General features: G+C 72.2%; 21 protein-coding genes and 1 riboswitch. Of the genes, 9 read left to right on the top strand and 12 right to left on the bottom strand.

Features of this window, described 5'->3' with window-relative positions; genetic code table 11:
* Window positions 1–8: 8 nt before the first annotated feature.
* From IE287_RS06060 to IE287_RS06045, 4 genes are all read right to left on the bottom strand, one after another.
* The gene (locus tag IE287_RS06060) at window positions 9–1,535 is read right to left on the bottom strand and encodes a glycoside hydrolase family 3 protein (protein WP_189847861.1); all 1,527 of its coding nucleotides are present in this window, start codon (window positions 1,533–1,535) and stop codon (window positions 9–11) included.
* Window positions 1,536–1,544: 9 nt separating this feature from the next.
* Window positions 1,545–2,414, bottom strand: coding sequence for a carbohydrate ABC transporter permease (locus IE287_RS06055; protein WP_373307813.1), 870 nt, complete (start codon window positions 2,412–2,414; stop codon window positions 1,545–1,547).
* Window positions 2,411–3,436 (bottom strand): carbohydrate ABC transporter permease, encoded by a 1,026-nt coding sequence (locus tag IE287_RS06050; RefSeq protein ID WP_189847860.1) that lies wholly within the window; start codon window positions 3,434–3,436, stop codon window positions 2,411–2,413. Before IE287_RS06050 ends, IE287_RS06055 begins: the two co-directional genes overlap by 4 nt.
* 129 nt (window positions 3,437–3,565) lie before the next feature.
* Window positions 3,566–4,864, bottom strand: coding sequence for an extracellular solute-binding protein (locus IE287_RS06045; RefSeq protein WP_189847859.1), 1,299 nt, complete (start codon window positions 4,862–4,864; stop codon window positions 3,566–3,568).
* Between the two features lie 282 nt (window positions 4,865–5,146).
* Here IE287_RS06045 and IE287_RS06040 point away from each other — a divergent pair, with 282 nt between their 5' ends.
* From IE287_RS06040 to IE287_RS06025, 4 genes are all read left to right on the top strand, one after another.
* Window positions 5,147–5,911: a GntR family transcriptional regulator gene (locus IE287_RS06040; RefSeq protein ID WP_189848221.1), complete on the top strand. Its 765-nt coding sequence runs from the start codon at window positions 5,147–5,149 to the stop codon at window positions 5,909–5,911.
* Window positions 5,912–6,239: 328 nt separating this feature from the next.
* Window positions 6,240–6,440, top strand: a complete 201-nt coding sequence (locus IE287_RS06035; protein WP_189847858.1) for a hypothetical protein — start codon at window positions 6,240–6,242, stop codon at window positions 6,438–6,440.
* A 62-nt stretch (window positions 6,441–6,502) separates the two neighbouring features.
* Window positions 6,503–6,751: a hypothetical protein gene (locus IE287_RS06030; protein WP_189847857.1), complete on the top strand. Its 249-nt coding sequence runs from the start codon at window positions 6,503–6,505 to the stop codon at window positions 6,749–6,751.
* 59 nt (window positions 6,752–6,810) lie between these two features.
* Entirely contained in the window at window positions 6,811–7,569 is a 759-nt protein-coding gene (locus IE287_RS06025) for an AfsR/SARP family transcriptional regulator (RefSeq protein ID WP_189847856.1), read from the top strand.
* Window positions 7,570–7,587: 18 nt separating this feature from the next.
* On the opposite strand, the gene IE287_RS06020 is transcribed toward IE287_RS06025, so the two are convergent.
* From IE287_RS06020 to IE287_RS05990, 7 genes are read right to left on the bottom strand one after another with little or no spacing between them, the layout of a single operon-like run.
* Window positions 7,588–8,925, bottom strand: coding sequence for an endonuclease/exonuclease/phosphatase family protein (locus tag IE287_RS06020; protein WP_189847855.1), 1,338 nt, complete (start codon window positions 8,923–8,925; stop codon window positions 7,588–7,590).
* On the bottom strand, window positions 8,922–9,932 hold the full coding sequence (locus tag IE287_RS06015; RefSeq protein ID WP_189847854.1) for a glycosyltransferase family 2 protein: 1,011 nt from the start codon (window positions 9,930–9,932) through the stop codon (window positions 8,922–8,924). Before IE287_RS06015 ends, IE287_RS06020 begins: the two co-directional genes overlap by 4 nt.
* 58 nt (window positions 9,933–9,990) lie before the next feature.
* Window positions 9,991–11,070 carry a UbiA prenyltransferase family protein gene (locus tag IE287_RS06010; RefSeq protein ID WP_189847853.1) on the bottom strand — a complete coding sequence of 360 codons (1,080 nt, stop codon included), beginning with the start codon at window positions 11,068–11,070 and terminating at the stop codon, window positions 9,991–9,993.
* Between the two features lie 11 nt (window positions 11,071–11,081).
* Window positions 11,082–12,104, bottom strand: a complete 1,023-nt coding sequence (locus IE287_RS06005) for an NAD-dependent epimerase/dehydratase family protein (RefSeq protein WP_189847852.1) — start codon at window positions 12,102–12,104, stop codon at window positions 11,082–11,084.
* Entirely contained in the window at window positions 12,098–13,498 is a 1,401-nt protein-coding gene (locus tag IE287_RS06000; protein ID WP_189847851.1) for an aspartate aminotransferase family protein, read from the bottom strand. The genes IE287_RS06005 and IE287_RS06000 overlap by 7 nt, the downstream gene beginning before the upstream one ends.
* The gene (locus IE287_RS05995) at window positions 13,485–14,546 is read right to left on the bottom strand and encodes a lysylphosphatidylglycerol synthase domain-containing protein (RefSeq protein ID WP_229883330.1); all 1,062 of its coding nucleotides are present in this window, start codon (window positions 14,544–14,546) and stop codon (window positions 13,485–13,487) included. Before IE287_RS05995 ends, IE287_RS06000 begins: the two co-directional genes overlap by 14 nt.
* Window positions 14,546–15,574, bottom strand: a complete 1,029-nt coding sequence (locus tag IE287_RS05990; protein WP_189847849.1) for a glycosyltransferase family 2 protein — start codon at window positions 15,572–15,574, stop codon at window positions 14,546–14,548. Before IE287_RS05990 ends, IE287_RS05995 begins: the two co-directional genes overlap by 1 nt.
* A 123-nt stretch (window positions 15,575–15,697) precedes the next feature.
* Between IE287_RS05990 and IE287_RS05985 the strand changes: the two genes are divergently transcribed.
* Window positions 15,698–16,789 carry an endonuclease/exonuclease/phosphatase family protein gene (locus IE287_RS05985; RefSeq protein WP_189847848.1) on the top strand — a complete coding sequence of 364 codons (1,092 nt, stop codon included), beginning with the start codon at window positions 15,698–15,700 and terminating at the stop codon, window positions 16,787–16,789.
* A gap of 3 nt (window positions 16,790–16,792) precedes the next feature.
* Here the strand turns inward: IE287_RS05985 and IE287_RS05980 are convergent, their stop codons facing one another.
* Window positions 16,793–17,719: an aldo/keto reductase gene (locus tag IE287_RS05980; RefSeq protein WP_189847847.1), complete on the bottom strand. Its 927-nt coding sequence runs from the start codon at window positions 17,717–17,719 to the stop codon at window positions 16,793–16,795.
* Between the two features lie 259 nt (window positions 17,720–17,978).
* Between IE287_RS05980 and IE287_RS05975 the strand changes: the two genes are divergently transcribed.
* The 4 genes from IE287_RS05975 to IE287_RS05960 all read left to right on the top strand — a co-directional run bounded on the left by IE287_RS05975 (window position 17,979) and on the right by IE287_RS05960 (window position 21,544).
* The gene (locus tag IE287_RS05975; protein WP_189847846.1) at window positions 17,979–18,956 is read left to right on the top strand and encodes a LuxR C-terminal-related transcriptional regulator; all 978 of its coding nucleotides are present in this window, start codon (window positions 17,979–17,981) and stop codon (window positions 18,954–18,956) included.
* 127 nt (window positions 18,957–19,083) lie between these two features.
* On the top strand, window positions 19,084–19,338 hold the full coding sequence (locus IE287_RS05970; RefSeq protein ID WP_189847845.1) for a DUF3311 domain-containing protein: 255 nt from the start codon (window positions 19,084–19,086) through the stop codon (window positions 19,336–19,338).
* Window positions 19,335–20,960 (top strand): monocarboxylate uptake permease MctP, encoded by a 1,626-nt coding sequence (mctP, locus tag IE287_RS05965; protein WP_189847844.1) that lies wholly within the window; start codon window positions 19,335–19,337, stop codon window positions 20,958–20,960. Before IE287_RS05970 ends, mctP begins: the two co-directional genes overlap by 4 nt.
* Before the next feature lie 80 nt (window positions 20,961–21,040).
* Complete coding sequence (locus IE287_RS05960) at window positions 21,041–21,544, top strand: GNAT family N-acetyltransferase (protein ID WP_189847843.1); 504 nt, start codon at window positions 21,041–21,043, stop codon at window positions 21,542–21,544.
* A 64-nt stretch (window positions 21,545–21,608) separates the two neighbouring features.
* Window positions 21,609–21,708, top strand: a riboswitch (adenosylcobalamin-variant (AdoCbl-variant) riboswitch).
* Window positions 21,709–21,840 lie beyond the last annotated feature (132 nt).

Raw genomic sequence — 21,840 nt, 5'->3', positions numbered from 1 at the left:
TACCGGCGTCAGGCGCCGGTGCCGACCACGGCCTCCGCCGCGGCGCGGCCGCAGACCCGGGCGGCGCCGTGCGTGGCGATGTGCAGGGCACCGCGCGGCTCCGCCTCGTTGAGGCCCATCTCGACGACCACGGTGTCCGGGCGGGCGGCGACCAGGCCGTCCAGGGCCGCGGTCATCCACGGGTGCCGGTGGAGGTCGCGGACGACCGCGACGATCCGCCGCTCCCCCGCCTCCGCGAGCACGGAGTCGACGGTGGCGTCGGCGCCGAAGGAGCCGGCCCCGGTGCCCGGCAGGAGCCGGGCCAGCTCGGCGGCGACGCCCCACGGGGTCTCGTCGCCGACGGCGAAGTTGGCCACCGGGGTGAAGGAGGCGACGAAGGGAGCGCTCGACACGGGGGTGTAGAGCCCGTCCCCCTTGGTGATCCGCAGGGCGCGGCGGGCCGCCACGAGTCCGATGTCGGCGCCGGGCGCGGTCCCCTCCTGCACTGCCGCGCCCGGCACCGACCCAGCCCCCCTCGCCCGGTGCGCCTGGGTCCAGGCCGCCAGGGCGCGCACGCGCGCCGCGGCGTCGGCCAGCCGCTCCTCGGACAGTTCACCGGTCCGTACCGCTCCGACCAGCGCGTCGCGCAGCCGCAGTACGGTGTCCTCGTCGCACAGCCCGCCGCCGACGCAGATGGCGTCGGCGCCCGCGGCGATCGCGAGGACGGATCCGCGCTCGATGCCGTACGTCGCCGCGACGGCCTGCATCTCCATGCCGTCGGTGACGATCAGCCCGTCGAAGCCCAGCTCCTGGCGGAGCAGACCGGTGAGGATCTGCGGGCTCAGGGTGGCCGGACGTTCGGCGTCGAGCGCGGAGAGCAGAATATGCGCACTCATGACCGCTTTGGTACCCGCGGCGACGGCCGCGCGGAAAGGCACCAGCTCACGGGTGTGCAGTGTGGCGAGGTCCACATCGATCCGGGGCAGCGCGTCGTGCGAGTCGACGTTGGTGTCGCCGTGTCCGGGGAAGTGCTTGGTGCACGCCGCGACCCCGACGGCCTGGAGGCCGTCGACGTACGCCACGGTGTGCCGGGCGACCAGGTCCGGGTCCGGTCCGAAGGAGCGGACGCCGATGACCGGGTTCTCGGCGTTGGAGTTCACGTCGGCCGAGGGGGCCCAGTTGAGGTCGATGCCGCAGGCGACGAGCCGGCGGCCGAGCTCGCGGGCGACGGCCCGGGTCAGCTCGACGTCGTCGACCCGGCCCAGGGCGTAGTTGCCCGGGAAGGACGAGCCCTCGTTGACCTCCAGGCGGGTGACGTCGCCGCCCTCCTCGTCGATGGCGACGAGGACGTCCTCGCGCTCGGCGCGGAGCTGGGCGGTGAGGCGGGCGAGCTGTCCGGGGCTCTCGACGTTCCGGCCGAAGAGGCCGACGGACGACAGGCCCTCGCCGATCCGGCGGAGCAGCCAGTCGGGAGCGGTGGTGCCGACGAAGCCGGGCTGGAGGACCGTGAGCGCGTCACGGGTCAGGGTGTCCGAGCCGCGTACGAGTGTGGTCATGGGGCGCCGTTATCCCTTCACCGCGCCGGCGGTCATGCCGCCGACAGCCTTGCGCTGGACGAAGATGAAGACGATCAGCACGGGGAGTGCGAAGAGGGTCGAGGCGGCCATGGTGGCGCCCCAGTCGTTGCCGAAGGCGGTCTGGAACTGGGTCAGCCAGACGGTCAGGGTCTGCGACTCCCGCTCCTTGTTGAGCATGAGGATCATCGCGAACTCGTTCCAGGCGGTGATGAAGCCGAAGATCGAGGTCGACATCAGGCCCGGGGCGAGCAGCGGGAAGATGACCTTGCGGAACGCCTGGCCGCGGGTGCAGCCGTCGATCTGGGCGGCCTCCTCCAGCTCCACCGGGACGGCGGCGATGAAGCCGCGCAGGGTCCAGATGGTGAAGGGGAGGACCATCACGAAGTAGATCGCGGTGAGCATCGGGATGCTGTTCAGCATGTCGTTGTCGCGCGAGATCATGTACATCGCGATGACCATGACCTCCCAGGGGGCCATCTGCGCCATCATCACGACGAGCAGGATCCCCTTGCGGCCCTTGAACCGGATCCGGGCGAGCGCGAAGCTCGCCGCGAGGGCGATCAGCAGGGCGAGGAGGACCGCGCAGACGGTGACCGTGAGGCTGTTGCGGACGTAGGTCCAGAACAGGTCGACGCCCGTGGCGGTCGTGTAGTTCTCGAAGGTCGGCTCGAAGAAGAAGACCGGGTCCTTCGTCATGATCTCGTGCTGCGGCTTCAGCGAGGACGAGAACATCCAGTAGACCGGGAAGATGAACACGGCCGCGATGAGGAGCGCCGAGACGTTCTTGGCGACGGAACCGGCGGTGATCTTCTTGCGGGTGCGCAGCTTCTGCGGAGCGGGCGCGATGGTGCTGCTCACAGCTCATCCTCCTGCTTCAGGATCAGGCGGAAGTAGAAGGACATGAGCGCGACGAGCATCAGGATCGTGAGGACCGAGATGGCCGCGGCGACGCCGTAGTGGAACTGGCCGACGCCCTCGATGTAGGCGAAGACCGGGAGGGTCTCCGAGGCGCGGTCGGGGCCGCCGAGGTTCATCGCGTAGACCTGGGTGAACGCCTTGAAGATCCAGATGATCTCCAGGAACGTCGTGATCATGAAGAAGGGCTTCAGGTTCGGGAAGACCACGGCCCAGAAGGTGCGCCAGCCGCTCGCGCCGTCCATCTTGGCGGCCTCGTACAGCTCGGTGCCGATGGTGGTCAGGCCGGCGTACATGTTGAGCGCCACGAAGGGGACGGAGCCCCAGACCAGCAGGATGAGGCAGATGACGAGGGTCGAGAAGCCGGTCTCGAACCAGTTGTGCTGCTCGTATCCGGAGAAGCCCAGGGTGCGCATCAGCCAGTTGACGACGCCGAACTGCTCGTCGAAGAGCCACCGGAAGACGGTCACGGAGGCGACGATCGGCATGGCCCAGGCGAAGACGAGGGCCAGCGAGAGGAGCAGCCGCATCTTCTTGCCCAGGCGGTCGAGCAGCAGGCCGATGCCGGCGCCGATGACCATGATCAGGAAGACGTTGACGGCGGTGAAGACGACGGAGCGGACGACGACGGTCCAGAACTCCGAGTCACCGAGGAGCTCGGTGTAGTTGTCGAAGCCCGTCCACACCGTCTCGCGGGTGATGAACTCCTTCCGGTTCAGTTCCTGGAAGGAGAGGATCACATTGCGGATCAGCGGGTAGAGGAGCAGCACCGCCATCGAGAGCAGGGCGGGTGCGACGAGCAGGTACGGCAGCAGCCCGCTGGGCAGGGAGCGTCTGCCGCGCGAGGGCTGAAGGACTTCCTTCGAGCCGGAAGGAGCTGGCGGGGGGGTCTGAGACTTCCCTGCCGCCCTCCCGGGCGCGTCCTGAGGAGCGGCGTTCGCCGTCCCCTGGGAGTCCACGGTCATGGTCTTCTTCCTCGCGGTTCTGGGGCTCCCGCGCCCACCGGGGCGCGGCCCGGGGGAGCGGGCCGCTGAAAACTGCGGAGCCGGCGGTGCGGTCCGGTGCGTCCGGGCCGCACCGCCGGGCTGTGCGTCTTACTGCTGGTTGATGCGCTCGTTGATGACCTTGTCGGCGGCCTCGGCCGCGGCCTTGGCGTCCTCGCCCTTCAGGACCTTGGTCATGTAGTCCTTGATCGGGTTCGGGGCGGTCTCGACGTTGGCCCAGCCCGGGGTGACCGGGGTGATCTTGCCGGAGACGGACGACGCGGCCATGGCCTCGGCGAAGGAGCCGGCGGCGGGCTTGAACTGCGCGGCGTCGCTGTTCGGGAGCAGACCGCCCTCGGTGGCCTGGGCGTACTTCGTCATCTGGTCCTTGCCGGCGGCGAGGGCCAGCCACTCCTTGGCGAGGTCCTTGTTCTGGGAGCGCTCGGAGATGGCGAGGTTGGAGCCGCCGAAGAAGACGGAGCCCGGCTTGTCGGCCGTCTTGCCCGGGATCGGGAAGTAGCCGAAGTCGGCGGTCTTGCCGGCCTTCTTGATCGCGTCGATCGCGCCGCCGGCCTCCCAGCCGAGACCGATCCAGGACGACACGCCGCCCTTGGGGACGATGTCGGTGGACTGCTGCGGGGTCGCCTCGTCCTTGTCCTTCGGAGCGGTGGAGTAGGACGCCAGCTCCTTGTAGAAGTTCATGGCGTTGACGGCCTCGGGGGAGGACAGGTTGCCCTTCCACTTGTCGCCGTCCTTGACCGCGAGGTCGCTGCCCTCGTCCCAGATGAAGCCGGCGAGGACGTACCAGCTCTGGCCCGGCAGGTAGATGGCCTGGGACTTGGGGTCGGACGCCTTGAGCTTCTTCAGGCCGTCGATCCACTCGGTGCGGGTCTTCGGCGGGGTGACGCCGGCCTTCTTGAACGCGGCCTTGTCGTAGATCACGACGCGGTTGGCGGCGTACCAGGGGGCGGAGTAGAGCTTGCCGTCCAGCTCGGACGACGCGACCATGCCCTTGTTCCAGTCGGCGTAGCCGAGCTTGTCCTTGTCGCCGGTCAGGTCGGCGAGGCCACCGGTGACGGCGTAGCCCGCGGTCTGGGTGTTGCCGAGCTCGAGGACGTCCGGCGGGGTGTCCTCGGAGAGGGCGGTGGTGACCTTCTCCTGGATGCCGTTCCAGACCTGCTTCTCGACCTTGACCTTGACGCCCGGGTGCTTGGCCTCGAACTCCTTGTTGACGCCCTCCATCCAGGCGTCGGGCGCGGAACCGTCCATGACCCAGACGGTCAGGGTCTTGTTGCCACCCTCGGACTTCTTGCCCGCGTCGCCCTTGTCGCCACCGTTGTCGGTGCCACACGCAGCGATAGAGACCATCATGCCCGCGACGCCGATCGCCGCGATGAGCTTGCGCTTCACGCCACCCTCCTCAGGGATGCCTGCAACCCCTGCCCACCGCGCGAAGACATACGTCGGATAGTGCTCGTGGGGCTGGGACCTGGTCTTTAATGGTTTAGACCAGTACCCGGAGCTTGGCCTAGACCTTTGGGGGTGTCAAGGGTGTATAAGAAGGGCAGTCGCGTCCGTTATCGGACCGACACCTGAGGGAGGCCGACGACCCGTGACCGGTCCGTGCCACCATGTGAGCCGCGACAGACGGAGGAGCCGGTGACGGCAGCAGCACAGTCGGGAAGGCAGGCCATGGCCACGGAGGCGGGCAGCACGGAGACAGAGGGCGGGGCGGCGACCCGCACCGCGCGCGTGCCCAAGTACTACCGGCTGAAAAGGCACCTCCTCGACATGACGGAGACCCTTCCGCCCGGCACCCCGGTGCCGCCCGAGCGGACGCTCGCCGCCGAGTTCGACACCTCGCGCACCACCGTGCGCCAGGCGCTCCAGGAGCTGGTCGTCGAGGGCCGTCTGGAGCGCATCCAGGGCAAGGGCACCTTCGTGGCGAAGCCGAAGGTCTCCCAGTCCCTGCAACTCACCTCGTACACCGAGGACATGCGCGCCCAGGGACTCGAACCCACCTCGCAGCTCCTCGACATCGGGTACGTGACCGCCGACGACACCCTCGCCGGCCTGCTGGACATCTCGGCCGGCGGCCGGGTGCTCCGCATCGAGCGCCTCCGCCTGGCGAACGGCGAGCCGATGGCGATCGAGACCACCCATCTTTCGGCCAAGCGCTTCCCGGCGCTGCGCCGTTCGCTGGTCAAGTACACCTCCCTCTACACCGCCCTGGCCGAGGTCTACGACGTGCACCTCGCCGAGGCGGAGGAGACCATCGAGACCTCGCTCGCCACCCCGCGCGAGGCCGGACTGCTCGGCACCGACGTCGGCCTGCCGATGCTGATGCTCTCCCGTCATTCCCTGGACGCGCAGGGCGAACCGGTCGAATGGGTGCGCTCGGTCTACCGCGGCGACCGCTACAAGTTCGTCGCGCGCCTCCAGCGGCCCAACGGCTGAGCGCCGAAGGACGACACCGCCATACGAGGAGGGGCCCGCCGGATCGGCGGGCCCCTCCTCCGCTTTCCGCGGCCGCCCCGCGGAAGGCCGGGTACCGCCTTGCACCTTCAGTCCGGCAGGAACGTGACACCACCCGCGAAACAGCAGGTCGGAGCCGTACGGACGCGGCGGTACGGAGCTGGCGCCAAGCGCCCGGTCGGTTGATGCCACCCCGGAGGCACTGACAGACCCGGCCCCGGCCGAGCAAGCTGGAACACGTCGAGAGAGCCCCTCCGAGGGGCGTGACGACACCGATCCCGCGAACCGCTCCCACCGGAGGTACTCCGCCATGCCCGCGTCCGCCCGCCGCGCCCTCGTCACCGCCCTCGCCCCGCTCGCCGTCGCCGGCGCCCTGCTCGCCGCCGCCGAGACCGCTCCCCCGGCCGCCACCGCGCCCACCGCCGCCACGGCACCGGCCACGGCGCCCGCCCCGGCCGCCGTCCCCACGCCGACCCCCACCGCCTCCGGCGACGGCTTCTCCTGGGGCTGACCGGCCCGCACCGCTCGGATCCGGCCATCTACCTCATCGGCGTCTCGCTGTCCGCACCCGCCGTGGCGGACACCGCCCACCCCACCTCCGGCGACGTCCTGCACACCCTGCGGCAGGCCGTGCGCCCCACCGACCCCGTCGAGACCACCCGCGCCCTCGTCGCCGGCGGTTCCGTCCGGATCGCGCTCTGCGTCGACTGTCCCGACGAACTCGACGCCATCGGACGGGCCCTCGACATCTGCCTGCGGATGCTCGCCGCCGACCCGCCCGAACTCCGCGGCTACACGGTGGCCGACTGCCGCCTCCTGTGAGCGCCCCCGCCGGGGCCACCCCGACCACCTGACCGAGAAACGAACGGGGAGACTTCGTCGTGTTCCTCCATGTGCTCGGCCCGCTGCGGGCCACCGTCGACGACCGAGCGGTGCCGCTCGGCGGCCGGCGAGCCCGGACCGTCCTGGCCGCCCTCGCCCTCGAACCCGACTGGGCCGTCTCCCCCGAGACCCTGGTCGAGACCGTCTGGGGGCCGCGGCCCCCGGCCAGCGCCCGCACCCAGATCCGCATCTGTGTCTCCGCGCTGCGCCGCGCCCTGGCCTCCCTCGGCTCGCCCGAAGCCATCGAGACCCTGTCGTACGGCTACCGCCTGCGGATCGGCCCCGACCAGCTCGACTCCTCGGTCTTCGAGTCCCGCACCGCCCGCGCCCGGGACCTCGCCGAGAACGGCCGGCGCGCCGAGGCCGTCCTGGAACTGCGCAACGCGCTCGCCCTGTGGACGGGCCCGGTCCTCGCCGGCGAGAGCACCCCCGCCCTCGAACCGGGAGTGCTGCGCCTGGAGGAGCTGCGGATCCGGGCCACCGAGGAGAAGCTGCGCCTGGAGCTGGCACTCGGCCGGCACGCGGACGTGGTCGGGGAGCTGATGGCGCTGACCGTCGCCCATCCCTTCCGGGAGCAGCTGCACGGCCAGCTGATGCTCGCCCTGCACCGGTCCGGGCGGACCGCCGAGGCGCTCGCCGCCTACCGGCGGATCCGGCTGACGCTCGTCGACGAACTGGGCATCGAACCGGGCCCGCGGCTCAGCGCCCTGGAGCGGTCGATCCTGCTGGGCGAGCGGGTGGAGTGCCTCTCGGCGTGACCGGACCGGCCGGGGCCGTCACAGCGAGAGCCGCAGCTCCTGCATCCGGTGCTCCGAGATCCCGTCGGTGGGCAGGAAGTCGTAGCGGTGGAGGGTCGTGGAGCCCTTGGTGAAGGCCCAGTCGACCCGGAAGAACGGCAGGTCACGGTTGAACAGCTCGTCCTCCCCGAACTCCCCCAGCGAGGCGAACTTCCAGCTCAGCGGCAGGAAGGAGGGGTTCGCGGGGGTGGCGTCCCGGGCCACCCGCCGCAGCTCGTCGAGCGAGCGCATGGCGGCGGTGGCGTTGAAGTCCCCCGCGATCACGGTCGGGTGGGTGTTGGCGGCCACGTCCCGCTTCAGGGCCGCGAACTCCGCCTGCCGCCAGGCGTGCTTGCGGCGCAGATAGCCGTCGTGGTCGAAGTCCGTGAAGGGGTTGAGGTTGTCGAGGGCGAGCGGCACGGTGATGTGCACGTTGTACGCGCTCAGCACCCGGCCGCCGACGGCGAGGTCGGTGCGGAGCACCTTCTCCCGCGCGAACACCTGGCCGAAGTCGGGACGCTCGCCGAAGGTGAGCGCCGGGCCGGGTCCCACCGGGTGCTGCGCGACGATCGGGTAGCGGGAGAGGGTGAGCAGCTCGCCCCGGCGGGCCATGTGGTATCCGGGGAAGGCGCGGCGCAGTGCGGCGTCGTCCTCCAGCCGCCAGTAGCCGTCCTCGCCGAGGCCGGGGGTCCAGCCGACGTGTTCCTGGAGCAGGTACACGTCGGCGTTCCGGCTCTTGAGCAGGGCGATCAGGCGGTCGGATCCGGTCGCCATCGCCCAGTACTGGGTGTTGAGGGAGACCACCCGCAGGGCGCCCGCCGGGACCGGGCCCGGCTCGTGCCGGAGCGCGGACCAGTTGAGCCCGGACCCGGTGACCAGGGCGAGGGCGAGGGCCGTGCCGGAGACGGCGGCGGCGACCGGGCGGCGGCGCCCGCAGGCGGCGGCGGAGGCGACCAGCAGCAGGAGCGGGGTGCCGAGGAGGATCAGCGGGGGGACGACGTCGAGCATGATCGACCAGTGCCAGCGACCGCTGACCAGCCACCGCACGACGGCGTAGGCGAGCCAGACGGCCGAGGCGGCGACGACGGCCCGCCCGTACCAGAGGCGTGTCCCCCGGGCGATCCGCCGGACCCGGCCGGGCCGGGCCGGATCCGGGTGCGCGGCGGACGGCTCGGCCCGGTCCGGGCCGGCGGCCACCGGTTTCCCGGCCGCTCCGGACTTCCCCGCCTCCCCGTACGGCTCGGCTCCTCCGGACGGCTCGCCCCCTCCGGACGGTTCGGTCCCCCTCGGGCCGCCGGACGCCCCGGACGTGCGGAGCGGGGTGGGCGTGACGCTCATGCCAGCGCCTCGCCCGGCTGGTACATGCGGCGGAAGCGGCCGCTGGTCGCGTACTGGGCGAGTCCGGTGGCCAGACCGGCGACCACGGCGGTGTTGACCAGCAGGTGGGCGCCGGTGAAGAAGGCGGTGAAGGCGAGGCCGCGCTCCTCGGCGACGAAGCGGTACTGGCCGAAGTCGGCCAGGACCGAGCCCGCGAGGGCCGCCGCCGCGACCGGCAGGGCGGCGGCGGGCCAGACGGCCGCGAGCGGCAGGGCGGCGACGGCGAGCCCGCCGAGGGCGGAGGCGGCGGCCCGGCCGCCGGTCTCCATGCCCTGCATGGCCCGGCCCCGGTCGAAGTAGAACGGCACCCGCAGCCGGCTGCGGACGAACGCCTTGCGCAACAGCGGCTTCATCCGGCTCTCGTCGGAGAGCCGTCCCCGTATCCGCGAGGTGAGCAGCATGGGCCACCGGGCGGCGAGCCGCTCCGCGTGGTCGATCTCCTCGGTCTGGCGCAGCGCCGTGTTGAACCAGCCGGCCTCCATGAACGCCGGTCTGCGGACCGCGCCGAGCGCGTAGAAGCCGCCGCTGACGTCGCCCTCGGCGCTCTTGCGCCAGTAGTGGTACTGGAGGATGCGGTACTGGCCGACGAGCGGCTCGGGGAAGAGGGGTTCCTTGTCGGGGACTCCGAACACGGCCCCGTACTCGGGATGCTCGTCGAAGAGCGCGACGGCCTCGGCGACCGCCTCGGGGTGCATGGTGAGGTCGGCGTCCAGGAAGAAGACGATCTCGCCGCGGGCGCGGCGGACGCCCTCGTTGCGGGAGGCGCCGGGTCCGCCGTTCTCGGTGACGCGGACCAGCTGGACGGGGTGGGTGGCGGCGATCTCGGCGCAGCCGTCGGTGCTGGCGTCGTCGACGACGATCACCTCGACGTTCGGGTGGGTCTGGGCGAGGACGGAGCGCAGGCAGAGGTCGACCGTGCGGCGGTCGTTGTACATGGGGACGACGACGGAGACGAGGGGTGCGGTCATCGGGGTTCCTCGGCGGTTCGTGGGCGGGAGGGGTTCGCTGAAGGCGCGGCGTGCGGGGTCAGACGGCGAGCCGGGGCAGGAGCAGGGCGCCCCACACGCCCGCGTTGACGAGCATCACGCGGTCCCGCAGCAGGGTCTTGACCGGTTCGCCGCCGCCGCCGTCGACGACCACGACCTGGAGGTAGCGGAAGAGGGCGAGCAGCGCGCAGACCACGGTGAGCAGGGCGTAGGGGCCGAAGCCGGACTCGGTGCGCAGGTAGAGCAGGTAGCCGACGACGGCGAGGGCGGAGCACAGGACCAGGACGAGGTCGAGGAAGTGCGCCGAGTAGCCGACGAGGGCGGGGCGGTGGCCGGTGCCGGAGACGCTCAGCTCGTGGCGGCGTTTGCCGAGGATGAGGACCAGGCAGAAGGCGAGGACGGTGAGGACGAGCCACATCCCGGCGGGCCGGCCGGTGGCCTCGTAGCCGCCGAGGAGGCGGAGCACGAAGCCGGTGGCGACGACGAAGACGTCGATGAGCGGGACGTGCTTGAGCTTCCAGCTGTAGGCGCCGTTCACCGCGAGGTAGGCGCCGACGACGAGGGCGCCGCCGGGACCGAGCGGGTAGAGGGCGGGGACGAGCAGGGCGGCGAGGGCGGCGGCCGTCGCCCAGGCCGCCGGGATGCTCATCCGGCCGGAGGCGAGCGGGCGGTGGCGCTTGACCGGGTGCCGCTTGTCGCGTTCGACGTCCGCGATGTCGTTGAGGACGTAGACGAGCGAGGAGGCGAGGATGAAGGCGCCGAGGGCGAGGCCGACGCGGCCCGCGCCACCGCCGCCCCAGCCGCCGTCGAGCAGGGCGAGCGGGACGACCAGGAGGTTCTTCGGCCACTGGCCGGGGCGGAGGAGGGCGAGCGGGGCGGGCAGGCCGCGCCGCCCGCGGAGCGGGGGATCGGGCGGGGCGGTCGGGGTGGGCGGGACGGCCGGTCCGGGGTCCGACCGGGATTCGGTGGCGGATGCGGGGCCGGGCGCCGGGGCGGGAGGGGGCGCCGGGTCCGTGGCGCCGGACTGCGGGAGGGCGGGGGGCTGGGGGACGGCCGCCCCCGTCGGGTGCGGGACGGGGCGGTTCGGCGGGTGCGGTGTGGTGCGGGTGAGCTGGTTCATCGCACGGCCCTTCAGAAGAAGATCTTCGCGGTGGACAGCAGGCCCTGCTTCCACGGGTCTCGGCTGGTGCGCCCGGTCGCGCCCGCCGCCGGGGCGGTGTGCCGGGCGGTCCGCCACCAGTCGTAGGTGCGCAGCACGGCGTCGGCGTTGGAGTGGCGCGGGGTGAAGCCGAGGCGGGCCTTGGCCTTGTCGATGCTCACGTACGAGTCGTCCATGAGCTTGTGCAGCAGGCGCCCGTACACCGGGGAGAGCTTGAGCCGCTGGAGGACGCTGAGCAGGGCGAGCGCGGGCCGGGCGGGCAGGCCGACGACCCGCTTGCCGTGGCCGGCGGCGTCGAGGACGGCCTGGAAGTCCTCGCGGAGGGTGCCGAACTCGGCGGCGGCGAGGTTGTAGGTGTCGTTGGCGACGTCGTCGTCGGCGTGGATGACGGTGACGACGGCGTCGACGAGGTCGTCGACGGCGAACATCTGGATCTTGACGTTCCCCTTGCCGAGGACGGGGAAGTTGCGGCCCTCCTCGGCCCATTCGAAGAGCATCGAGAAGAGGCCCATGCGGCCGGGGCCGACGAAGGTCTTGGGGCGGAGGATCGGCACGCACATGCCCTCGGCCCGGTACCGCTCGGCGATCTCCTCGGCGGCGGCCTTGGCGCGGCTGTAGGTGTCGACGGGTTCGCGCGGGTACTCCTCGGGGGTCGGCACGATGGTCGGCAGGCCGTAGACGGCCGTCGAGGAGATGTGGACGACCCGGGGGGTGCCGGCCGCGGCGGCGGCCGCGAAGACGTTCCGGGTGCCGCCGACGATGATCGAGCGGATCTGCTCGTCGGGGTAGCTGGGCAGGGCGGCGGCGGCGTGGACGAGCACGTCGGCGCCGTCGAGCGCCCGGTCCATCAGCTCGCGGTCGCGGATGTCGCCGGTGAGGGCGACACCGGGGCCGGGGCGCAGGTCGACCCCGCGCACCTCGTGGCCTTCGGCGAGGAGTCGTTCGGCCAGCCGGGAGCCGAGCATGCCGGCCGCGCCGGTGATCGTGATCACCACTGGGAGCTCACCTTCTGCTTGATGAAACGGGCGACGAGGCCGGTGAGGCCGCGGGAGAGGACGTCGTCGAGGGCGTCGACCACGCGCTCGGCCTCCTCGGGTTCGGTGACGAGGGAGGGGCCGATGATCAGCGGGTTGAGCCCGTTGAGCGTGTAGTACGTGTAGATGTCGTGGTCCTGGTAGAGCGCGTTGATGACGGCGCAGGTCACGAGCTTGGTCTTGAAGCGGGGGTCGCGGGCCATGCCGCCGGGGGCGAGCTTGGCGACCAGGTCGAGGATCTTCGGGCCGCCCTCGATGAAGACGCCCCAGAGGGCGCCGGCTCCGGCGACGCGGCCGATCTCGTCGGGGTACTGCTTGGCGAGCCGCTCCAGGCCGGGCCGGAGGACGGCGCCGAGGGCGCGGGCGCGGGCCGGGTAGTCGTCCTCGACGGCGATGTTGACGGCTTCGAGGGCGGTGGCGCACTCCTCGCCGAAGCCGTAGTAGGTGGTGGAGGTGGAGTTCATCAGGGCGTCGCCGAGGTTGTCGTACACCTTGCGGAAGACCGGCTCGCGGGCGATGTAGGCGGAGATGGAGGACTTGCCGCCGCCGAAGGACTTGGAGGTGGTGAGGACGTCCGGGACGAGGCCGGGGTAGCGCATGAAGTGGAAGAGGGAGCCGGTCTTGCCCCAGCCGGTGTAGATCTCGTCGAAGATCAGGATGATCTTCTCGCGGTCGCAGATCTCGCGCAGTCCGCGCAGGAACTCCTCGGAGCACTCCTGGATGGTGGAGGCGCTGAAGGGTTCGATGAGCAGGGCGTAGACGTCGCCCTTGTGGGCGGCGACGGCGCGGCGGACGGAGTCGAGGTCGTTGTAGCGGAAGGTGTCGATGCCGGGGATGGTGGGGAAGCCGAACTGGGCCTGGCCGGTGAGTCCGCCGGAGCCGAGGAGCTTGCCGTGGAAGGCGCAGTCGGCGCGCAGGACGGTGTGGCGCTTGCCGTTGTGGAACTTGTGGGCGAGCTTGACGGCGCCTTCGACGGCCTCGGCGCCGGAGTTGGGCAGGAAGGCCATGTCGAGGTCGCCGGGGAGGATCTCGGCGAGGTTGTGGCCGAGGGCGGCGAGGTAGGGCGAGAAGTAGGTCTTGTGGACCTCCATCCGCCTGTCGCGGGCGAAGCGTTCGCGGGCGGCGAGGATGCGGGGGTGGTTGTGGCCGTGGTTGAGGACGCCGACCCCGCCGGTGAGGTCGAGGACGCGGCGGCCGTCGGTGAGGGTGAGGTGGGACCCCTCGGCGCTCCTGACCAGCTCACGGCCGAAGCCGAAGGAGGTCATGAGGGAGACCTGGCTCTTGTTCACGTAGCGGCGGTAGAGGGAGTGGACCTGGTCGACGTCGAACCGCTCGGCTTCGTCAAGGGTGTACACGGGCGTTCTCTCCGATCGGGAGGGTGAGGCGGTACGGGTGGGCGTGGGGGATGTCGGCGTACTCGGGGCGTGGGGGCGGGCCGGCGTGGGGGCCCGGACGGTGGGGGGTGTCGGGCCGGTGGGGCGGCTTCGTCGGGTGCTCGGCGGACGGGACGTCGCCGGCTCCGCGGAGCCGGGACCAGGCCAGGACCACCGCCGAGCTGCCGAGTTCGGCGAGGACGCAGACCAGGCGGCTGGCGAGGGCCGCGGCGGCGGCGAGGCCGCCGGGCAGGACGGTGGCGAGGGCGGCGGTGAGGGTGAGCTCCCGCACGCCCCAGCCGTCGGGGACGATCACGGCGAGGCTGCTGACCACGGTGGCCAGGGCGAAGCCGCCGACGGCGGCGCCGAGCCCGGACCACGGGGGCGCGCCGATCGCGAGGAGCAGGAACCACAGGTGGAGGCCGGAGGCGGTCCAGGAGGCGAGCGCGAGGAGGACGGCCCGGCGGACGGCGGTGTCCGGCGGCGGGTCGACGGGCCTGCGGGCGAGCCGGGTGAGCCAGGTGACCGGCCGGGTGATGATCGCGGGCCGGACGACGCCGGCGAGGAAGACCAGGGCCGGCGGGCAGAGCCAGTACCAGTGGCCGGGCAGCGCGGCGGGCGCGGCGGCGAGACCGACGGCGGCTCCGGTGAGCAGGGTGAGGGCGAGGCTGAGCACGTACGCCGAGGTCATGCGGGCGCCGGGCACGCCGGCCGCGCGGCCGTGGGCGATGTGGGTGAGGACGCCCCAGACGCGGCCGGGCACGTACTTGCTGAGCTGCCCGAGGAAGTAGATCTTGGCGGCGAGCAGCCCCCGGATCGGGTGGTCGCCGGGGATGAGGACGCGCCAGGCGTGGACGGCGAGGACGAGTCCGGCGATGTTGGCGAGGACGGAGGCGGCGAGCAGCGGGGCGGCGTCGGCGCGGGCGAAGGCGCGGGCGGCCTCGGCGCCCTGGTCCTTGACGAGGAGGAAGACGCCGACGAGGGCGGCGACCACCACGACGGGGGTGAGCCAGCGGCGGACGCGGTCCATCACGGGGTGCCCGCCTTCGCGGCGGAGGGGGTCGCCGGGGTGGTGGGGGCGGGTGCCCCCCGGACGGCTCCCACCGCGGCCCCGGCGAGGAGGGCGGTGTGGCAGGCGAGGTGGACGGCGGTGAAGAAGGGGGCGAAGGCGAGGCCCCGGCGGCGGGCGGCGAAGCGGACGAGCCCGGCGTTGGCGGCGCAGAAGGCGAGGAGTCCGGCGGCGGCCGGGAGGGCGGGCCAGGCGCCGGGCGCGCCGAGGAGGGCGAGGAGCGCGCCGAGGACCGGGGAGCCGAGGAGGAGGGCGGCGGCGAGGACGGAGGCGGGGGTGTTGGCGGTGAGGTTGGTGCGGCCGCCGGCCTTCGCGGAGCGCAGGGCGGGGACGAGGAGGAGGGCCCGCCGGTAGGTCTCGGCGAGGAGCGGGCCGAGCCGGTGCTCCTCGTCGTGGTGGGCCATCACCCGCTCGGTGAGGACGATCCGGTAGTGCGGGGCGAGCCGGTCGCTGAACTCCAGGTCCTCGGAGTCCCGCAGGGACTCGTCGAAGCCGCCGACGCGGTCGAAGACCTCGCGGGGGACGGCCGCCTGGGCGAAGAAGGCGGTCTCGACGACTCCGGCGCCGCGGGCCCGCCACCAGTAGGCGTGGAGGGTCTTGTACCACTCGACGGGGCCGTCGTCGACGAGCGGTTCGGGGGCGATGACACCGTGCACGCAGCCGACGGCGGGGTCCGCGCGGAGGATCTCCAGGGCCGCTTCGACGGAGCCGGGAGTGAGGGCCTCGTCGGAGTCGAGGAAGAAGAGGACGTCCCCGGTGGCGGCGGCGATGCCCGTGTTGCGGGCGGCGGACACGCCCCGGTTGGCGCCGCCGCCGAGGAGGGTGCAGGGGCGGCGGCGGGCGATCTCGGCGGTGGTGTCCGTGGAGCCGTCGTCGACGACGATGACCTCGTGGACGGGGTGGGTCTGGGCGAACACGGAGTCGAGGCAGGCGTCCAGCGTGCGTGCGGAGTTGTAGGCCGGTATGACGACCGACACGGTTTGCGTCATGGGAGGAGCACACCGGGTCCGCGTATGGGTCGCGTATCGTTCCCGTATCGCCTCTTCTCGCAGTTCGAGACGGTCAACTGTGCTGCGGATCAGTCGACTTGGGGACTGCTAGCGTTCCCGGTCGTGAATCTTCGGACGACCTTCCCGCGGGTGCTCGCGGTGGCCGTGGCGGGGTGGGCGCTGCTCGCCGTGCCGGGCCTGTTCCTCAGCGGGGCGTGGTGGCCGTGGCTGCTGCCGGACCTCGCTCCCCCGATCGCCTTCCTCGCGGTGCCGCTGGCGCTGCTCGCGCTGTGCGCGGGCGTACGGGACCGGGCGCGGCGCCGGTGGCTGGCGGGGGCGCTGGCGGTGCTGCTGCTCGCCGGGGCCGGCCGGGCCGGGCTGCACTGGGGCGCGCTGGTGCCGGGGGGCGGTCCGCCGCCGGCGCCGGCGGACGCGCTGCGGGTGTTCTCCTGGAACACCCTGTACTGGGACACCACCGACGACCCGGCCGCCTTCCACCGCTTCCTGCGGTCGAAGGACGCGGACGTGTACCTGCTCCAGGAGTACCTGGCGTGGCGGGGCGGGACGCACGCGGAGATCGACCGGCTGGCCGCGCTGCGCGCCGCCTTTCCCGGCTACCGGGTGGTGGTGCGGGGCGAGCTGGTGACGCTCTCGCGCTTCCCGGTGGTGGCCACTCCGGCCGTCGGCCCGGGGCAGGCGACGGAGGACCGGTCGGTGCCGTGGCGGGAGCGGTTCGAGCGGAACAAGGTGCTGCGCACCGACGTCGACGTGGCGGGGCGGGTGGTGTCGTTCTACAACGTGCACGTCCCGGTGCAGCTGGACATCGAGCGGTCGCCGCTGAGCCGGGGCTTCTACCGGGTGGTCCGGGAGACCGACGCGGTGCGGAAGGAGCACTTCGCGGCGCTGCTCGCGGACGCCCGGGCGAACCCGCGCCCGCTGCTGATCTCGGGGGACTTCAACACCACCCCGGCGATGGGCGATCTGGACGGGCTGCGGGGCGCCTTCTCCGACGCGGTGGCGGCCTCGTCCTCGGCGCTTCCGGTGAGCTGGGGGCCGGGACCGCTGCCGCTGTGGCGGCTGGACTGGACGTTCACCGGCGGCGGGCTGCGCGTGCACCGGTACGCGCTGACCGACCCCGGCGGCCTGTCCGACCACCGGGGGCAGGAGCTGCTGGTCTCCCCCGCCCCCGTGGCGCTCCGGGCGGACCGGGGCTGACCGTCAGGCGCCGGCCTCGTCGAGGCGGCGGCGCTGCTCGGGGTCGAGCGTCAGGGCGAGGGCTCCCATGACCTCCTCGATCTGCTCGACGCGGCTGGCGCCGACGATCGGCAGGATCCGCTGCTCGCCGCCGAGCAGCCAGGCCAGGACGACCTGGTTGACGGTGGCGCCGAGCTCGCGGGCGGTCTCGGCGAGGGCGGCGAGCCGGGGCGGGGTGCCGGGGTGGTCGTACGCCTCGGGGATGCCGATCTCGGGGCGGGTGTAGCCGCCGGAGAGCAGGGAGCTGTAGGCCCAGACGGGCAGCTGCTCCGCGCGGGCGTAGTCGAGGTGCTCGCGGGTGACGTGGACGTGCGCCGTGGAGGGCAGGGCCTTGTCGAAGCGGGGCAGCAGGTAGGAGTGGCGGTTCTGGAGGTGGGTGTAGCGGGGGCGGTCGCCGGCCAGGGCGCGGGCGCGCTCGACGCGCCAGGTGGCGTGGTTGCTGGCGCCGAGCTCGCCCGCCTTGCCGTCGTCGACCAGGTCGGCGAGGGCGCCGACGGTCTCCGCGAGCGGGACGGCGCGGTCCTCGACGTGGGCCCAGAAGACCTCGACGCGGTCGGTCCCGAGACGGACGAGGCTGTCGTCGAGGGCGGCCTTCACGACCTTCTCGGAGAGTCCCTCCCACTCGTCGGTGCCGGGACGGGGGCGGGCTCCGCACTTGGTGGACAGGACGACGGAGTCGCGGTTGCCCCGGGCGGCGAGCCAGCGCCCGATGGTGGCCTCGGACTCGTCGCCGGTGGCGCCGTCGAGCCAGTACGCGTAGTTGTTGGCGGTGTCGATGACGGTGCCGCCGAGTTCGGTGAAGCGGTCGAGGATCGCGAACGAGGTGGCCTCGTCGACGCTGGTGCCGAAGGGGAGGGCGCCGAGGACGACGGTGCGCTGCGGGATCGCCATGGGGTGCGGTCCTTTTCGATGGGGCGGCGGAAGACGGACGGGAGGTTGGACTAGACCAACCCTCGTCCATCCTGGAGCACGAACTCCCGCCCCGCAGGCGTTTGTTGCACCGCGCCCCCTCGACCTGACGTACTCGCGCGAGAAGTCCCATTGGTCTATACCTGAGCGTGGTGACGTCATACGATCGCCGCGCACGCCCGACGTGCCCAGGGGCACGGACGCACGGACGCACACAGGGTTCTGACCGGGGGGATACGCCTTGTTGGAGGCGCTGGGGATCCAGCGGTCGGCCGAGACCGTGTACCGACTCATGCTCGACCATCCCGAGGAGGGCGTGGCCGGCCTGGCCGCCCGGCTCGACTGGCCCCAGGAGCAGGTCCGCGAAGCGCTCGGCCTGCTCGCCGAGGCCCGGCTCGTCGCCATGGAGGACGAATCCGGCACCCCGGTGGCGTTCAACCCCGAGGTCAGCTTCTCCTTCCTCCTCGCCCGCGCCGAGGCCGAGCTGAGCCGCCGTCGCCGCGAGGTCGAGCGGGCCGAGCGGGCGGTGGCCGACATCCTCGCCGCGTCCGCCGGCGGACCGGGCCCCGCCCATGACGTCGTGGAGCGCGTGACGGGTCTGGACGCCGTGCGCCGACGGCTCGCATCCCTCGCCGCCGGAGCCCGGGAGGAATGCCTCTCCCTCCTGGTCGGCGGGGCACAGCTGCCCGACACCATGGACGCCAGCCAGCCCCTCGACCAGCTCGCGCTGGAGCGCGGCGTCCGGATCCGCTCCATCTACCAGGAGAGCTTCCGCAACGACCAGCCCACCGTCGACTACGTCCGCTGGTACTGCGAACTCGGCGGCGAGGCCCGGACCGTGCCCGTCGTCCCGCTCCTCATGGTCATCGTCGACCGGGAGGCCGCCCTCGTCCCCGTCGACCCCGGCGACGGCCGCGCCGGCGCCCTGGAGGTGCGCAGCCCCGGGCTGGTCCACGCGCTCGGCGTCCTCTTCGACCACCTGTGGGAGGCCGGCACCCCCTTCGGCGAGGCGCCCCGCCGTGACGCCCACGACCTCTCCCCCCAGGAGCGCGAGCTGATCATGCTCCTCGCCATCGGCTGCACCGACGACATCGCCGCCCGCCGACTCGGCGTCTCGCTGCGCACGGTGCGCCGGATGAGCTCGGAGCTGATGTCCCGGCTCGGCGCCCGCAGCCGCTTCGAGGCGGGTGTCCGGGCGGTGAAGGAGGGTTGGCTCTGACCCGTCGGAATCCCGTCTGAACCGATCGCCCCGCCGAGCCGTGCAACGGTGAGGGGTTCCGTTCGGGAAAGCAGTCCCCTACATTTCCTCGGCATCGGACGCTGATCAACAAGGGGACGCTCTCACCATGTCAGAAGCCACAACCGGGAAACAACCGGTCATCACACCGACCAGGATCGTCATCGCACTGTGCCTGGCAGCCCCGTTCGTGGCGATGCTCTGGGTGAGCTCCTACGCGAAGGTCGAACCGCTCTTCGCCGGCATCCCGTTCTTCTACTGGTACCAGATGCTCTGGGTCCTGGTGTCGACCGTGCTCACGATGGTCGCCTACAAGCTGTGGCAGCGCGACCAGCGCGCCCGCAAGGGAGGTGACGCGCGATGAAGGACGGCGTCAACGGCGTGGCGCTCGCCGTCTTCATCTTCTTCTTCCTGGCCGTCACGGTCATGGGCTTCCTCGCCTCCAAGTGGCGCAAGGCCGAGAACGAGAACAGCCTCGACGAATGGGGCCTGGGCGGCCGGTCGTTCGGCACCTGGGTCACCTGGTTCCTGCTCGGCGGCGACCTGTACACCGCGTACACCTTCGTCGCCGTCCCGGCGGCCATCTACGCGGCGGGCGCGGCGGGCTTCTTCGCCGTGCCGTACACGATCCTGGTGTACCCCCTGATCTTCACCTTCCTGCCGCGGCTCTGGTCGGTCTCGCACAAGCACGGCTACGTGACCACCTCGGACTTCGTCCGCGGCCGCTTCGGCTCCAAGGGCCTGTCGCTGGCGGTCGCGCTCACCGGCATCCTCGCCACCATGCCGTACATCGCGCTCCAGCTCGTCGGCATCCAGGCCGTCCTGGACGTGATGGGCGTCGGCGGCGGCGAGGACACCCACTGGTTCATCAAGGACCTGCCGCTGCTCATCGCCTTCGGCGTCCTCGCGGCGTACACGTACTCCTCGGGCCTGCGCGCCCCGGCGCTCATCGCCTTCGTCAAGGACACCCTGATCTACGTCGTCATCGCGGTGGCGATCATCTACATCCCGATCAAGCTCGGCGGCTTCGACGAGATCTTCGCCAAGGCCGGCGAGGCCTACGCGACGGTCAACCCGGCGACCGAGAAACCGCGCGGCGCCCTGGTGCCCGGCGAGGCCGGCCAGTGGACCTACGCCACGCTCGCGCTCGGCTCGGCGCTGGCGCTCTTCATGTACCCGCACTCGATCACGGCGACGCTCTCGTCCCGGAGCCGCGAGGTCATCCGCCGCAACACCACGATCCTGCCGCTCTACTCGCTGATGCTCGGCCTGCTCGCGCTGCTCGGCTTCATGGCCATCGCCGCGGGGGTCAAGGTGGCCAACGGCCAGCTCGCCATCCCGCAGCTCTTCGAGAACATGTTCCCGGACTGGTTCGCGGGCGTCGCGTTCGCCGCGATCGGCATCGGCGCGCTCGTCCCCGCCGCGATCATGTCGATCGCCGCGGCCAACCTCTTCACCCGCAACATCTACAAGGACTTCATCAAGAAGGACGCCACCCCGGAGCAGGAGACCAAGGTCTCCAAGCTGGTCTCGCTGCTGGTCAAGGTCGGCGCGCTCGCCTTCGTCCTCACCATGGACAAGACCGTCGCGATCAACTTCCAGCTGCTCGGCGGCATCTGGATCCTGCAGACCTTCCCGGCCCTGGTCGGCGGTCTCTTCACCCGCTGGTTCCACCGCTGGGCGCTGCTCGCCGGCTGGGCCGTCGGCATGGTCTACGGCACCGCCGCCGCGTACGGCGTCGCCAGCCCGACCCAGAAGCACTTCGGCGGCTCCTCGGCGGAGATCCCGGGCATCGGTGAGATCGGCTACATCGGCCTCACCGCCTTCGTCCTCAACGTCGTCGTCACGGTGGTCCTCACCTTCGTCCTCAAGGCCCTGAAGGCCCCCGAGGGCGTCGACGAGACCTCCCCGTCGGACTACACGGCCGACGCCGGCGACCGCGGGGTCGACACCGAGCTCCCGAAGCTCGGCGCCTCCACCCACTGACCGGCACGTCCGTACGACGCGAGGGCCCGGGGCGGAGAAAACCCCGGGCCTTCGCCGTGCCCGCCCGGCAGACTTCCGGCATGGACTTCACGATCAGGGCCGTACGGCCCGAGGAGCACGAGGAGCTGGGCGAGATCACCGCGCGCGCCTACCTCGACGACGGACACCTCACCTTCGGCGAGGACGACGCCTACCTGCCGGTGATGAAGGACGTGACCCGGCGGGTCGCCGAGGCGGAGGTGCTGGTCGCCGTGGACGCCTCGGGGGCGCTGCTCGGCGGCGTGACCTTCACCCCCGGCGGCGGCGAGTGGGCGGACATCGCGGTCCCCGGCGAGGCCGAGTTCCGGCTGCTGGCCGTGGCGCGCGCGGCGCGCGGCCGGGGCGTCGGGGAGGCGCTCGTCCGGGCCTGCGTCGAGCGGGCGCACTCCCTCGACGGGTGCGCGCGGCTGGTGCTGTCCACCCAGGACCGGATGGCGTCCGCGCACCGGATCTACGAGCGCCTGGGCTTCACCCGGTTGCCCGAGCGGGACTGGAGCCCGGTACCGGGCCTGTCGCCGCTGCTCGCCTTCTCCCTGGAGATCTGAGCGACGGGACACAACATGTGGGGGGTGCCGAGATCGGCGCCCCCCACATGTATGCTCGTCCTCGCTGTCGCCGCAGGGGAATCCGGTGCGAATCCGGAACTGTCCCGCAACGGTGTGCTTCGTGCGCCTCTGTCCACGAAGTCAGTCCGAGCACCTGCCGGCAGTGCGCCCGGTCCGTCCGTTCCGGGTGCCGACGACGTCCGGGCCTCGCGGAATGGGCCGGTGGACGCGGGCGCATCCGCGCGTACGGATGCCCGTCCCGCCCCTCCCCCCGCCGTGGCCCCGGGCCGAGCGAG

The organism is Streptomyces omiyaensis, from assembly GCF_014650895.1.
Lineage (GTDB): Bacteria > Actinomycetota > Actinomycetes > Streptomycetales > Streptomycetaceae > Streptomyces > Streptomyces omiyaensis.
This window is presented reverse-complemented; position numbering and strand designations above follow the sequence as displayed.